Genomic DNA, 14,845 nt, shown 5'->3' on the forward strand with positions numbered 1-14,845 from the left:
GCTCCTCCTCCAGCCGGGTCACGCCGAGTTCCCCGACCCACGGGAACTCGGCGGCGGCACTCGTACGTTGGATCGGCTGCGGGGACGGGCTCAGCGGCCGGCGCCGCCGTCGGCGTTGGGGCCGTCGTAGTCCTCGCCGTAGGCGCCCTTGGCGGGGCGGCGGCGGCGCATGGGCGGCTCGACCCCGTCGGCGAGGCGGCGGGCGGTGAGCAGGAAGCCGGTGTGGCCGATCATCCGGTGGTCGGGGCGGACGGCGAGGCCTTCCACGTGCCAGTTGCGGATCATCGTCTCCCAGGAGGTCGGCTCGTTGAAGCAGCCGATCTCGCGGATGGACTCGACGGTCCGCGCGAGCTGGGTGGTGGTGGCGACGTAGCAGCACAGGATGCCGCCGGGGACGAGTGCCTTGGAGACGGCCTCCAGGCATTCCCAGGGGGCGAGCATGTCGAGGATGACCCGGTCGACGTCGGTGTCCGAGAGGTTGTCCTGGAGGTCGCCGACGGTGAGCTGCCAGGCGGGGTGCGGGCCGCCGAAGTAGCGCTCGACGTTCTGCTGGGCGATCTCGGCGAAGTCCGCGCGGCGCTCGTAGCTGTGCAGCATGCCCTGGTCGCCGATGGCGCGCAGCAGGAAGCTGCTGAGCGATCCGGAGCCGACGCCGGCTTCGACGACGCGGGCGCCGGGGAAGATGTCGGCGAAGGAGAGGATCTGCCCCGCGTCCTTGGGGTAGACGACGGCGGCCCCGCGGGGCATGGACAGGACGTAGTCGGGGAGCAGGGGGCGCAGCGCGAGGTAGGCGACGTTGCCGGTGGTGCGGACAACGCTGCCCTCGGGAGCGCCGATCAGTTCGTCGTGCGGGAAGGAGCCCTTGTGGGTGTGGAAGTTCTTCCCGGCTTCGAGCGTGAACGTGTAGTGGCGACCCTTGGGGTCGGTCAGCTGTACCTGGTCCCCGACCTTGAAGGGCCCGCGCCTGCGGGCGGCACCGGTCGGTTCGGACATGTGAACAGCCTACCGGGCCCTGCGGGCGGCTCGGACCAACGAAGGGCGCCTTCGGTCGTGGGAACGGTGCGGGTGCGTCGTGGTTGCTCGCGCAGTTCCCCGCGCCCCTTACAGGCGCTTCCGAGGCGGGACCTTGCGAGCCGGGGCGCTTCAGGCGGGCCGTGCCATTGCTCTGACGAAGGCGCGCTCGACGTCTGCGGCTGACAGGACGCCGTAGATCTCGCCGGTCTCCTCGACGACCAGGTATTCGGTGGCGGGGGTGGCGCGCAGGACGTCGAGGAGGTCTTCGCCGGCGAGTTCCGCGGAGACGCGCATGCCGTCGGTGAGGTCCTGGGCGAGGCCGCTGACGGCGACCCAGGGGCGGCGGTGTTCGGGTACGCCGACGATCGCGGCCTCGCGGACGAGGGAGAGCGGGTTGCCGTCGGCGTCGACGATGACCAGGGCGCGGGCGCCGGCGGCGTTGGCGCGGCGCAGGGCCTCGGAGAGCGGGGTGTCGGTCTCGACGGGGACGGCGCGGCGGGTGAGGGTGCGGGCGCGCAGTTCCGGGAGGTGTTCGCGGAGGCGGGCCATGCGGAGGCTGTTGCCGGCGCCGGTCCAGATGATGGCGGCGAGGATGGCGGCGAGCAGGGCGTCGGTGACGGCGTTCATGCCGCTGCTGTCGTCGGTGCCGCCGCCGAAGGAGCCCCAGTGGTTGAGCAGCGGGAGGCCGATGAGGACGGAGACGGCGAGGGCGCGGCCGACCCAGGCGGCGGCGACGGTGCCGCTCATGGGCTTGCCGGTGATCTTCCAGACGACGGCGCGGAGCATCCGGCCGCCGTCGAGGGGCAGGCCGGGCAGCAGGTTGAAGGCGGCGACGATGAGGTTGGAGACCATCAGGCCGGCCAGCAGGACGCCGGGGACGGTGCCGGGCTCGACGGGCTGCATGGCGAGGTAGAAGAGGCCGGAGAGGACGAGGGAGAGCAGCGGGCCGACGAAGGCCAGCACGAACTCGCGGCCGGGGGTCTCGGCCTCTTTCTCGATCTCCGAGACGCCGCCGAAGAACTGGAGCTGGATGCGGCGGACGGGGAGGTTGAAGCGGATCGCGGCGACCGTGTGGGCGAGTTCGTGGATCAGGACGGAGGCGTAGAAGGCGATGGCGAAGAAGAGGGAGACGAGGTAGCGGGCGGCGCCGAGTTCGGGGAGCACGCGGTCGAGCTGGCCGCCGAAGACCCAGGTGATCAGCGCCGCGACGACGAACCAGCTGGGGGCGACGTAGACGGGGACGCCGAAGGGCCGCCCCATGAGCAGTCCGCCGCCGGGTTCCTTGGGCCGCTGCGGTGGCCGTCCCTTGGTCATGCGGGGCGGGGACGGCGCGGGTGCCGGTCCGTCGCCTGCGCCGGGAGCGGCAGGGGGAGCGTCGGTGGGGGCGTCGTCGCGGGCCTCGCGGTCTTCGCGGTCTTCGGGGGTCGCGTCGGTGTGCGGTGCGGGTGCGGGGTCCGGTGCGTCGGCCGTCTCGGGCTGTCCGGGCTGTCCGGGCTCCTCGGGCGCCGCCGTGGTCGCCGGTTTCCCGGGGGTCTGCGGGACTGGGGGTGCGGGCTCCGCGCCGGTCGTCTGCCGTGTCGGTTCGGCGTTGTCCGACCGGGGCTGCCCGCTGCCGCCGCTCACGTCCACGGTGTCCCCTCGTTAGATGCGTCTTCTCTGGTCGATGGTATGCGGCTGTCGTGGCGTGTTTCGCCCCGGCACCCCCTGTGTTGGCCGGGGCGTCGTGCGGGTTGGGTGACTGTCAGTGGCGGGCCGTATGGTCTGTGGTCATGGACAGCAGCATCGAGGACGCCGCGCGGGATCGGGGCGCGGTCGTCGCGCAGGGAGACGAGCCGGTCACGGCGGTTTCGGGGCGGCCCGCCGCGCCGCCCGGCTCGCTGTCGCCGTCGCGGGCCAGTGACTTCATGCAGTGTCCGTTGCTGTACCGGTTCCGGGTGATCGACCGGCTGCCGGAGAAGCCGAGCGAGGCGGCGACGCGGGGGACGCTGGTGCACGCGGTCCTCGAGCGGCTCTTCGACGCGCCCGCGGCCGAGCGGACGGCGCCGCGCGCCAAGTCGCTGGTTCCCGGGCAGTGGGACCGGCTGCGGGAGAGCAGGCCCGAGGTCGGTGAGCTGTTCGCCGACGATCCCGAGGGCGAGCGGCTGACCCGCTGGCTGGGCGAGGCGGAGCAACTGGTCGAGCGCTGGTTCACGCTGGAGGATCCGGCCCGGCTGGAGCCCGTGGAGCGGGAGCTGTTCGTGGAGACGGAGCTGGAGTCGGGGCTGCGGCTGCGCGGGATCATCGACCGGGTCGACGTGGCGCCGACGGGTGAGGTGCGGATCGTCGACTACAAGACGGGCAAGGCGCCGCGGCCGGAGTACGCCGAGGGCGCGCTGTTCCAGATGAAGTTCTACGCGCTGGTGGTGTGGCGGCTGAAGAACGTGGTGCCGAGGCGGCTTCAGCTGGTCTATCTCGGCAGTGGTGACGTGCTGACGTACGACCCGGTCCTCGCCGATCTGCAGCGGGTGGAGCGCAAGCTGCTCGCGCTGTGGGAGGCGATCCGGGAGGCGACGGAGTCGGGTGAGTGGCGACCGCGGCCGACGAAGCTGTGCGGCTGGTGCGACCATCAGGCGCACTGCCCGGAGTTCGGCGGCACTCCCCCGCCGTATCCGCTGCCGGTGAGGTCGGCCGCGTCCGGGGACGTGCCGCAGGGCAGAATGGGCGCGGACTAGCAGAAGGAGACTCACCGTGGCCATCCGCGTCCTACTGGTCGACGACCAGCCGCTGCTGCGTACCGGGTTCCGGATGATTCTGGAGGCCGAGCAGGACATCGCGGTCGTGGGCGAGGCCGGAGACGGCCTGCAGGCACTCGACCAGGTGCGCGCCCTCCAGCCCGATGTGGTGCTGATGGACATCCGGATGCCGCGGATGGACGGCGTGGAGGCGACCCGGCAGATCACCGGTCCTGGCCGGGACGGTCCGGCGAAGGTGCTGGTACTGACCACGTTCGATCTGGACGAGTACGTGGTGGAGGCGCTGCGGGCGGGGGCCAGCGGCTTCCTGCTGAAGGACGCCCCGGCCAACGAGCTGGTGCAGGCGATCCGGGTGGTGGCGAACGGCGAGGCGATGCTGGCACCGAGCATCACGCGCCGGCTGCTGGACAAGTACGCGACGCATCTGCCGTCCGGTGAGGAGCCGGTGCCGGACACCCTGCACACGCTCACCGACCGTGAGGTGGAGGTGCTGAAGCTGGTGGCGCGGGGGCTGTCGAACGCGGAGATCGCCGCGGACCTGTTCGTCAGCGAGACCACGGTGAAGACCCATGTCGGGCATGTGCTGACCAAGCTGGGGCTGCGGGACCGGGTGCAGGCGGCGGTGTACGCGTACGAGAGCGGTCTGGTGCGCCCCGGCGCGCAGTAGCCGGCGGTACCGGCTGCGCCTGCGCCACGACTGTCCACGTGAAGGGGCCCCTCTCCCGGTCGGGAGAGGGGCCCCTTCACGCTCGAAGCGTGGTGTGACCGGGTGTCAGCTGCTGGAGCCGCGGCCGAGCTCCCACAGCTGGAGGCTGGCGGAGGAGTTGAGCGCGTAGGCGACGCCCGTGATGTCGTCGCGGGCGGCGACGTACTGCTTGCCCTGCCACAGGGGCAGCATGGGGACGTCGTTGGCGACGTCGTCCTGGATCTCGTTCAGGCTGCCGGTGGCGCTGGCCCGGTCGGCCTCGCGGCGGGATTCCGGGATCAGCGTGTTGATGATCCGGTTGTTGACGTAGGGCGACTTGAGGAAGTTGTCCTTGTCGAGGAACGGCGCGAGGAAGTTGTCGGCGTCCGGGAAGTCGGGGAACCAGCCCATGCCGTAGACGTCGTAGGCGCCCTTGCGCTCGGCCGTCTGGTAGGTCGACCAGGGGGTGCCCTCGATGCTGACGTCGAACAGCCCGCTGTCGTTGAGCTGCTGCTTGAGGACCTCGAACTCCTGCTTGGTGGCAGGGCCGTAGTGGTCGGTCGTGTAGTGCAGCGTGAGCTTGACCGGGGTGGTGATGTTCGCCGCGGTCATCAGGCTCTTGGCCTTGGCGACGCTGGGGTCGCCGTACTTGTTGAAGAAGGCGTTGGAGTGGCCGGTGATGGAGGCCGGGACCAGCGAGTACAGCGGCTCGGCCTGCTGGCCGTACACCTTGGAGACGAGTTCGTCGCGGTTGACGATCTGGGCCATGGCCTGCCGGACGGCCTTGGCCTTGACGGAGGGCGCGTCGGTGTTGAAGCCGAGGTAGCGGATCTCCAGGCCGGACATCTCGACGAGGCCGACGTTCTTGTCGGTGCCGGCGTCGAGCTTGTTGATCTGGGCCGGCGACATGGAGCGGGTCATGACGTCGATGTCGCCCTTGTCGATCGCCTCGCCCATGGCGGCGGCGTCCTTGTACGAGCGCAGGACGACCTGCTCGTTGTTCACCTTCACGCTGCCCTTGTAGTTCGGGTTCTTGGTGAAGGTGGCGGAGACGAGCTCGTCGTTCTTGACGTCGGCCTTGAAGGTGTAGGGGCCGGAACCGTCGATGTCGAAGCCGTCGCGGAGCTTGTCCTTCTCGTAGTCCTTCGGGTTCAGGATGCCCGCGACCGGAGTGGACAGCTTGTACGGGAAGGTGGCGTCGGCGGTCTTGAGGTGGAAGACGACCTCGCGGTCGCCCTGCGTCTCGATGGTGTCGATGTTCGTGAGGAGGCCGTAGACCCCGCTGTCCGACTTGATGCGCAGGGCGCGCTCGATGGACCACTTGACGTCCTCGGCGGTGACGGCGTTGCCGTCGGAGAACTTCAGGCCCTCGCGCAGCTTGCAGGCGTAGCGCTCGCTGCCGCTGTCGGTGAAGGAGCAGCTCTCGGCGGCGTCGGGGACCGGGTCGCCCTCGCCCTTGGGCTGGGACATGAGGGTCTGCACGGTCTGGCGCAGGATGTTCCAGCCGCCGACGTCGTAGGAGTACGCCGGGTCGATGGGCGCCGGGGCGTCCTTCGTGGCAGTGAACCCGTCGGTGGTGCCGACGACGATCGCGTCGCTGCTGCTGCTCCCGCTGTCGGATCCACCGCAGGCGGCGAGCACCGGAGCGAGCAGGCCGACCACGGCCGGCAGCACCAAAGTCTTACGGTTCATGCTCGAAGTTCTCCAGAGCTGTTCGTGTCCGTGTATCCCGCATACATGGGGTGTCGAAGCGGATCACGGGGGTTACGGCGATGTTCTCGCGACGAGATTAGTCCGCGCCCGCAGGACGGTTGGCAGCGGCGTGAGTTGAGGTCCCATCACGCAGGGGAACCGGTTGCGGACGGACCGAAAACCCGACAGCGGCAGGATTAGTGCAGCGTCTCCCCAATCGGGACACAAGGTCGCCCCGTTTCCCCTCGAACGGGGGCGGGCTGCACAAGCGGGCAACGTTGTCGAGCATCCCACACGTGGGGAACGTCACATGCGCATTTCTGTGACGGAGTATCGGAATTCAGCCGGTTGAACAGTTGCGAATTCCGTTGAATGACCGGTGTCGGGATTTCGGCCAATGAGCTTTGCACGCTGGGTGAACGGCTAGCCCATTTCCGTCATCAGCCCGCGCAGAAAAGCCAGGTCGACCTCTTCCAGGGAGGTCACCACGGTACGCCGTGCGGCGGGGGCGATCGGCGCGACGGACGGGACGGCGACCACCTGGCAGCCGGCGGCCTCGGCGGCGGCGACGCCCGTAGCGGTGTCCTCGACCACCGCGCACCTGGCCGGATCCACGCCCAGCCCGGCGGCGGCGAGCAGATACGGGTCCGGGTGGGGCTTGGTGCGCGAGACCTCGTCGCCGGCGACGGACAGCGCGAAGTGCTGGGGGCCCAGTGAGGTCAGGACCCGGTCGATGATGCGCCGGTGCGAGGCGGAGACCAGGGCGGTGGGGATCTGCTGCTCGTACAGCTCGGCGAGCAGCCGCTGGGCGCCGGGCATCAGCGGCAGGGCGGTGCCGATGCGCGCCTCGAAGCCCTCGTTGAGCAGCACGCTGAGCTCGGCGAGCGTGATGGCGGCACCGGTGGCCTCGATGAGGAACCCGGCGCTGCGGGTCATGGGGCCGCCGACCACGACATGGCGCCAGGAGTCGTCGAGGGCGTGGCCGAGGCGGGCGAAGATCTCGACCTCGACGTCCCACCAGAAGCCCTCGGTGTCCACCAGGGTGCCGTCCATGTCGAGGAGCACCGCCTGGAGGGCCGAGCCTTCCGCCGTACGGGTTCCGAGCGTGGGGACCGTGCTGGTCAAATCCACACACCTCCTTGAGGGACGACCAGGCCGGTTCCCATGCGGGGAACCGGCCTGCTGTGGACCGACCAGTGTACGACTTATCCGATCAGTGTGCTCTGTGGGACACGTCTCGGTGCGAGCGTACCGCTCAGCGGGCGTTGAAGTACTTCGCCTCCGGGTGGTGGATCACGATCGCGTCCGTGGACTGCTCGGGGTGCAGCTGGAACTCCTCGGACAGGTGGACGCCGATCCGCTCGGGCCGGAGCAGGTCGGCGATCTTGGCGCGGTCCTCCAGGTTGGGGCAGGCGCCGTAGCCGAGGGAGAAGCGGGCGCCCCGGTACTTCAGGGCGAACATGTCCTCGATGTCGCCGGGGTCCTCGGCGGCGAAGCCGAGTTCGGAGCGCACCCGTGCGTGCCAGTACTCGGCGAGGGCCTCGGCCAGCTGGACGGAGAGGCCGTGCAGTTCGAGGTAGTCGCGGTAGGAGTTGGCCTCGAAGAGCTTGGCGGTCTGCTCGCCGATGCGGGAGCCGACGGTGACGACCTGGAGGCCGACCACGTCCGTCTCGCCGGACTCCTCCGGGCGGAAGAAGTCGGCGAGGCAGAGCCGACGGCCGCGGCGCTGGCGCGGGAAGGTGAACCGGGTGCGCTCGTTGCCCTGTTCGTCCAGGATGATCAGGTCGTCGTCCTTGGAGACGCAGGGGAAGTAGCCGTAGACCACGGCCGCTTCCAGCAGGTTCTCCGTCTGGAGCTGGTCGAGGAGGCCGCGCAGCCGGGGCCGGCCCTCGGTCTCGACGAGTTCCTCGTAGGTCGGTCCCTCGCCGGTGCGGGCCTGCTTGAGGCCCCACTGGCCCTTGAAGAGGGCGCCCTCGTCCAGCCAGCTCGCGTACTCCTTGAGCTGGATGCCCTTGATGACGCGGGTGTCCCAGAACGGCGGGGCGGGCACCGGGTTGTCGACGGCTACGTCGGAGCGGACGTGGCCCTCCTCGGGCCGCTCCTCCACCTCGACGGTGGCCGTGGGCCGCACCCGGCGCTGCTTCAGCTCGGGCAGCACGGCGCCGGGCAGGCCGCGCTTGACGCCGATGAGGGCGTCCATGAGGCGCAGGCCCTCGAAGGCGTCGCGGGCGTAGCGGACCTCGCCCTCGTAGAGCTCGTGCAGGTCCTGCTCGACGTAGGCGCGGGTGAGGGCGGCGCCGCCCAGGATGACCGGGTAAGTGGCCGCGAGGCCGCGCTGGTTGAGCTCCTCCAGGTTCTCCTTCATGATCACCGTGGACTTGACCAGCAGGCCGGACATGCCGATGACGTCGGCCCGGTGCTCGTCGGCGGCCTCCAGGATCGCGGAGACGGGCTGCTTGATGCCGAGGTTGACGACGTTGTAGCCGTTGTTGGACAGGATGATGTCGACGAGGTTCTTGCCGATGTCGTGCACGTCGCCGCGGACGGTGGCCAGCACGATGGTGCCCTTGCCCTCGGAGTCCGACTTCTCCATGTGCGGTTCGAGGTGGGCGACGGCGGCCTTCATGACCTCGGCGGACTGGAGGACGAACGGGAGCTGCATCTGGCCGGAGCCGAACAGCTCGCCGACGACCTTCATGCCGTCCAGGAGGGTCTCGTTGACGATGTCGAGGGCGGGGCGGTCCTGGAGGGCCGCGTCGAGGTCGGCCTCCAGGCCGTTCTTCTCGCCGTCGATGATGCGGCGCTTGAGGCGCTCCTCCAGCGGGAGGGCGGCCAGTTCCTCGGCCTTGCCGGCCTTCAGGGACTTGGCGGTGGCGCCCTCGAAGAGGGCCATCAGCTTCTGGAGCGGGTCGTAGCCCTCGGTGCGGCGGTCGTGGACGAGGTCGAGGGCGGTCTGCACCTCCTCCTCGCTGAAGCGGGCGATCGGCAGGATCTTGCTGGCGTGCACGATCGCGGAGTCCAGGCCCGCCTTGACGCATTCGTCGAGGAAGACGGAGTTCAGCAGGATGCGGGCGGCCGGGTTGAGGCCGAAGGAGATGTTGGACAGGCCGAGGGTGGTCTGGACGTCCGGGTGGCGGCGCTTGAGCTCGCGGATCGCCTCGATGGTGGCGATGCCGTCCCCCCGGGACTCCTCCTGGCCGGTGCAGATGGTGAAGGTCAGGGTGTCGATGAGGATGTCCGACTCGTGGATGCCCCAGTTCCCGGTGAGGTCGTCGATGAGCCGTTCGGCGATCTCGACCTTCTTCTCCGGGGTGCGGGCCTGGCCCTCCTCGTCGATGGTCAGCGCGATCAGCGCGGCGCCGTGCTCACGCGCCAGCTTGGTGACCTTGGCGAACCGGGACTCGGGGCCGTCGCCGTCCTCGTAGTTGACGGAGTTGATGACCGCGCGGCCACCGAGCTTCTCCAGGCCCGCCTGGATGACGTCGACCTCGGTGGAGTCGAGGACGATCGGCAGGGTGGAGGCGGTGGCGAAGCGGCCGGCCAGTTCCTCCATGTCGGCGACGCCGTCGCGGCCGACGTAGTCCACGCAGAGGTCCAGCATGTGGGCGCCCTCGCGGATCTGCTCGCGGGCCATCTCCACGCAGTCGTCCCAGCGGGCCGCGAGCATGGCCTCGCGGAACTTCTTGGAGCCGTTGGCGTTGGTGCGCTCGCCGATGGCCAGGTAGGAGGTGTCCTGGCGGAACGGGACCGTCTGGTAGAGGGAGGCGGCGCCGGGCTCGGGGTGCGGGCTGCGCTCGGGCGGGGTGACGCCGCGGACCCGCTCGACCACCTGGCGCAGGTGCTCGGGGGTGGTGCCGCAGCAGCCGCCGATGAGGGAGAGGCCGTAGTCGCGGACGAAGGTCTCGTGGGCGTCGGCCAGCTCCGACGGGGTGAGCGGGTAGCTGGCGCCGTTCTTGCCGAGGACGGGCAGGCCGGCGTTCGGCATGCAGGCAAGCGCGATGCGGGAGTGCCGGGAGAGGTAGCGCAGGTGCTCGCTCATCTCGGCGGGGCCGGTGGCGCAGTTCATGCCGATCATGTCGATGCCGAGCGGCTCCAGCGCGGTGAGCGCGGCGCCGATCTCGGAGCCCAGCAGCATGGTGCCGGTGGTCTCGACGGTGACGGAGACGATGATCGGGACGTCCAGGCCGGCGATCTCACGGGCGCGGTGGGCGCCGATCACGGCCGCCTTGGTCTGGAGCAGGTCCTGGGTCGTCTCCACGATCAGCGCGTCGGCGCCGCCCGCGATCAGGCCCTCGGCGTTCTGCTGGAAGGCGTCGCGGATCGTGGTGTACCCGACGTGCCCGAGCGTGGGCAGCTTGGTGCCGGGGCCGATGGAGCCGAGGACCCAGCGCTGCCGGCCGTCGCGGGCGAGGTAGCCGTCGGCACTCTCGCGGGCGATGCGGGCGCCGGCCTCGGACAGCTCGAAGACGCGCTCGGGGATGTCGTACTCGGCGAGCGCCGCGTAGTTGGCGCCGAACGTGTTCGTCTCGACGCAGTCCACGCCCGTGTCGAAGTACGCCTCGTGGACGGAGCGCACGATGTCGGGGCGGGTCAGGTTCAGGATCTCGTTGCAGCCTTCCAGCTGCTGGAAGTCGTCGAGCGTGGGGTCCTGCGCCTGGAGCATGGTGCCCATGGCTCCGTCGGCGACCACCACACGGGTGGCGAGCGCCTCGCGGAGCGCGGACACGCGGGTCCGGCTGTCGGCGGAAGGGGACGGTGGCGACGAGGCCATGGAGGGGCTCCCTTGGATGCGACGGCTGTCGGCTATGCGGTCTCCCAGGGCGGACCCGGGTACGGACGCACGGCGCCAGCGTAACCGGGAGTGGGCTTGGATGGGCAGGGCGTCCATGTGGCGGACGAGTGACCGGCGGGGCGGGCAGTATGACGCCGGCCATGGCGTTTCGGCCGCTCACGGGTCATGGTGCGGGGCGGACGTGCGTGGCCGGACGCCCAAGGGCGGGCCACGCGTGAAGTAACGGATGTCGACCGCCCATTAGCGGTGAGTCGACATGGACCGGTAGTGTTCGGCATTGCCGAACGATGGTTACGGCGCCGTGACGGTGAGGGTCACAGGGGACGGAGGCAGAACGGCGATGGCACGGAACATCCAGTCGCTCGAACGGGCGGCCGCGATGCTGCGGCTGCTCGCGGGCGGCGAGCGACGGCTCGGCCTGTCGGACATCGCCTCGTCGCTGGGCCTCGCCAAGGGAACCGCCCACGGCATACTCCGCACCCTCCAGCAGGAGGGGTTCGTCGAGCAGGACGACGTCTCGGGCCGCTACCAGCTGGGCGCCGAGCTGCTCCGGCTCGGCACCACCTACCTGGACATCCACGAGCTGCGGGCCCGGGCCCTGGTGTGGACGGACGACCTGGCCCGCTCCAGCGGGGAGAGCGTCTACCTGGGCGTGCTGCACCAGCAGGGCGTGCTGATCGTGCACCACGTCTTCCGGCCCGACGACAGCCGGCAGGTGCTGGAGATCGGCGCCATGCAGCCGCTGCACTCCACGGCCCTCGGCAAGGTGCTGTCGGCCTACGACCCGGTGGCGCACAGCGAGGCGCTGGAGGCCGACCGCAAGCCCTTCACCGACCGCACCACCTGCGACCTGGACGCCTTCGAGCACATCCTCGACATCACGCGGGCCCGCGGGTACGCGGCCGACGTGGAGGAGACCTGGGAGGGCGTGGCCTCGGTCGCGGCCCCGATCCACGACCGCCGCCGGATGCCGGTGGGCGCGGTGGGCATCACGGGCGCGGTGGAGCGGCTCTGCAAGGACGGGGAGCTGCGCCCCGACCTGATCGCGGCGGTGCGGGACTGTGCCCGCGCGGTCTCGCGGGACCTGGGCGCGGGCCGGTTCTGACGGCGCGCCCCTGATCGACGACCGAGGCCGGTTCGCGTGTGGCGGACCGGCCTCAGCCGTACCCTGAGATGGACATAACAGGCATAAATCCATCAAATCGGCAGATCAGTGGAGTTAACGCAGGACACCCGGCGGACGACCCGACTCATCGATAACCCACAGCAATCAATAACGATCGCACTTTCGATAACAGAACTCTTGACGCACGCGTAACGCCGGAGCAAGACTCCCGTCCATCGGTCGGCATTGTCGAACACCTACCGGCAATACGCGCTAGAGTGTGACAACGCCATAGGCCGACATCGCTCTCACCCCCGAGGGCGCCAACACCCCGAAGGGACTCGGGGTTCGGCTTCCCTGGACGAAGGACAAAGGAGTCGCGGGTGTCCAGCTCCGACATCTTCATCGGCGAGACCATCGGTACCGCCATACTCATCCTGCTCGGCGGCGGCGTCTGCGCCGCCGTGACCCTCAAGGCCTCCAAGGCCCGCAACGCCGGCTGGCTCGCCATCGCCTTCGGTTGGGGCTTCGCCGTCATGACGGCGGTCTACATCTCCGGACCGCTGTCCGGTGCCCACCTCAACCCGGCCGTCACCGTCGCTCTCGCCATCAAGAACAGCGACTGGAGCAACGTCCCGGTCTACTTCGCCGGACAGCTGCTCGGCGCGATGATCGGCGCCTCCCTGGTGTGGGTCGCCTACTACGGCCAGTTCCACGCGCACCTCACCGACAAGGAGATCGTCGGCGGTCCGGGCGCGCAGGCCACCGCGGCCAAGGCCGTCGAGGCCGAGGAGACCGGCGCCGGTCCGGTGCTCGGCATCTTCTCCACGGGTCCGGAGATCCGGAACGCGGTGCAGAACCTCGCCACGGAGATCATCGGCACCGTCGTGCTGATCCTCGCGGTCCTCACCCAGGGCCTCAACGACAAGGGCAACGGCCTCGGCGTGCTGGGCGGCCTGATCACCGCTCTGGTCGTCGTCTCCATCGGCCTCTCGCTCGGCGGCCCGACCGGCTACGCGATCAACCCGGCCCGTGACCTCGGCCCGCGCATCGTGCACGCACTCCTCCCCCTGCCCAACAAGGGTGGTTCCGACTGGAGCTACGCCTGGATCCCGGTGGTCGGCCCGCTGATCGGCGGAGCCATAGCCGCGGGTATCTACAACGTCGCCTTCGCTTAGACCAGCAGGCCTCGCCTAAGAAACAGACGTACCGCCCCACACCACGGACCTCTGAGGAGCACACAGTGACCGACGCCCACACCGCAGGCCCCTTCATCGCCGCGATCGACCAGGGCACCACCTCCAGCCGCTGCATCGTCTTCGACAAGGACGGCCGTATCGTCTCGGTCGACCAGAAGGAGCACGAGCAGATCTTCCCGAAGCCGGGCTGGGTCGAGCACAACGCCAACGAGATCTGGACCAACGTCCAGGAAGTCGTCGCCGGGGCCATCCAGAAGGCCGGCATCACCCGCGACGACATCAAGGCCATCGGCATCACCAACCAGCGCGAGACCACCGTGCTGTGGGACAAGAACACCGGTGAGCCCGTCCACAACGCCATCGTCTGGCAGGACACCCGCACCGACGCCCTGTGCAAGGAGCTCGGCCGCAACGTCGGCCAGGACCGCTTCCGCCGCGAGACCGGCCTCCCGCTGGCGTCCTACTTCGCCGGCCCCAAGGCCCGCTGGCTGCTCGACAACGTCGACGGCCTCCAGGAGCGCGCCGAGGCGGGCGACATCCTCTTCGGCACCATGGACACCTGGGTCATCTGGAACCTGACCGGCGGTGTCAACGGCGGCAAGCACGTCACCGACGTGACCAACGCCTCCCGCACCCTTCTCATGAACCTGCACACCACGCAGTGGGACGAGAAGATCGCCGAGTCCATCGGCGTGCCGCTCCAGATCCTCCCCGAGATCCGCTCCTCCGCCGAGGTCTACGGCGAGGTCACCGGCGGGTCGCTCGGCGACCTGCTCGGCGGCATCCCCGTCGCCTCCGCGCTCGGCGACCAGCAGGCGGCCCTGTTCGGCCAGTGCTGCTTCTCCGAGGGCGAGGTCAAGTCCACCTACGGCACCGGCACCTTCATGGTGATGAACACCGGTGACAAGATCATCAACTCCTACGCGGGCCTGCTGACCACGGTCGGCTACAAGATCGGCGACCAGCCGACCGTGTTCGCGCTGGAGGGCTCGATCGCCGTCACCGGTTCGCTGGTGCAGTGGATGCGCGACCAGATGGGCCTGATCTCCACGGCGGCCGAGATCGAGACGCTCGCGCTCTCGGTCGAGGACAACGGCGGCGCCTACTTCGTGCCGGCCTTCTCCGGCCTGTTCGCCCCGCACTGGCGTTCCGACGCCCGCGGTGTCATCGCCGGCCTGACCCGGTACGTCACCAAGGCGCACCTGGCCCGCGCCGTCCTGGAGGCCACCGCCTGGCAGACCCGCGAGATCGCGGACGCCATGGTGAAGGACTCCGGCGACGAGCTGGTGGCCCTCAAGGTCGACGGTGGCATGACCGCCAACAACCTGCTGATGCAGCAGCTCGCCGACGTCCTCGACGCACCCGTGGTGCGCCCGATGGTCGCCGAGACCACCTGCCTCGGCGCCGCCTACGCCGCCGGCCTCGCCGTCGGCTTCTGGTCCGGCACCGACGAACTGCGCGCCAACTGGCGCCGGGCCGCCGAATGGACCCCCCGCATGGACGCGGAGACCCGCGACCGTGAGTACAAGAACTGGCTCAAGGCCGTCGACCGGACCATGGGCTGGATCGACGACGACGAGAGCTGACGAGAGCGCACACGCTCTCACGATCGAGCTCTGACGAGGA

At 69.8% G+C, this 14,845-nt stretch carries 10 protein-coding genes; 5 read left to right on the top strand and 5 right to left on the bottom strand.

The window, feature by feature from the left end:
• Window positions 1-90: 90 nt before the first annotated feature.
• Window positions 91-993: a tRNA (adenine-N1)-methyltransferase gene (locus tag AB0D74_RS30720; RefSeq protein ID WP_089103073.1), complete on the bottom strand. Its 903-nt coding sequence runs from the start codon at window positions 991-993 to the stop codon at window positions 91-93.
• 150 nt (window positions 994-1,143) lie between these two features.
• Window positions 1,144-2,643 (bottom strand): site-2 protease family protein, encoded by a 1,500-nt coding sequence (locus AB0D74_RS30725; RefSeq protein ID WP_362594258.1) that lies wholly within the window; start codon window positions 2,641-2,643, stop codon window positions 1,144-1,146.
• 140 nt (window positions 2,644-2,783) lie between these two features.
• Here AB0D74_RS30725 and AB0D74_RS30730 point away from each other — a divergent pair, with 140 nt between their 5' ends.
• Window positions 2,784-3,725, top strand: a complete 942-nt coding sequence (locus tag AB0D74_RS30730) for a RecB family exonuclease (protein WP_362594260.1) — start codon at window positions 2,784-2,786, stop codon at window positions 3,723-3,725.
• Between the two features lie 16 nt (window positions 3,726-3,741).
• The gene (locus AB0D74_RS30735; protein ID WP_030608351.1) at window positions 3,742-4,413 is read left to right on the top strand and encodes a response regulator transcription factor; all 672 of its coding nucleotides are present in this window, start codon (window positions 3,742-3,744) and stop codon (window positions 4,411-4,413) included.
• Between the two features lie 105 nt (window positions 4,414-4,518).
• Here AB0D74_RS30735 and AB0D74_RS30740 read toward each other — a convergent pair whose 3' ends face one another.
• The 3 genes from AB0D74_RS30740 to metH form a co-directional block, all read right to left on the bottom strand.
• The gene (locus AB0D74_RS30740) at window positions 4,519-6,123 is read right to left on the bottom strand and encodes an ABC transporter substrate-binding protein (RefSeq protein ID WP_362594262.1); all 1,605 of its coding nucleotides are present in this window, start codon (window positions 6,121-6,123) and stop codon (window positions 4,519-4,521) included.
• Between the two features lie 423 nt (window positions 6,124-6,546).
• Window positions 6,547-7,248, bottom strand: coding sequence for an HAD family phosphatase (locus AB0D74_RS30745; protein ID WP_362594264.1), 702 nt, complete (start codon window positions 7,246-7,248; stop codon window positions 6,547-6,549).
• A gap of 130 nt (window positions 7,249-7,378) precedes the next feature.
• Complete coding sequence (gene metH, locus AB0D74_RS30750; RefSeq protein ID WP_362594266.1) at window positions 7,379-10,894, bottom strand: methionine synthase; 3,516 nt, start codon at window positions 10,892-10,894, stop codon at window positions 7,379-7,381.
• Between the two features lie 361 nt (window positions 10,895-11,255).
• Here metH and AB0D74_RS30755 point away from each other — a divergent pair, with 361 nt between their 5' ends.
• The 3 genes from AB0D74_RS30755 (at window position 11,256) to glpK (ending at window position 14,805) form a co-directional block, all read left to right on the top strand.
• The gene (locus AB0D74_RS30755; RefSeq protein ID WP_351490182.1) at window positions 11,256-12,020 is read left to right on the top strand and encodes an IclR family transcriptional regulator; all 765 of its coding nucleotides are present in this window, start codon (window positions 11,256-11,258) and stop codon (window positions 12,018-12,020) included.
• 383 nt (window positions 12,021-12,403) lie between these two features.
• Entirely contained in the window at window positions 12,404-13,198 is a 795-nt protein-coding gene (locus tag AB0D74_RS30760; protein ID WP_362594268.1) for an MIP/aquaporin family protein, read from the top strand.
• 65 nt (window positions 13,199-13,263) lie between these two features.
• Complete coding sequence (gene glpK / locus AB0D74_RS30765) at window positions 13,264-14,805, top strand: glycerol kinase GlpK (protein ID WP_362594270.1); 1,542 nt, start codon at window positions 13,264-13,266, stop codon at window positions 14,803-14,805.
• Window positions 14,806-14,845: the final 40 nt, after the last annotated feature.

The sequence above is a fragment of the Streptomyces sp. NPDC048278 genome, assembly GCF_040652195.1.
In the GTDB taxonomy this organism is placed as follows: Bacteria; Actinomycetota; Actinomycetes; order Streptomycetales; family Streptomycetaceae; genus Streptomyces.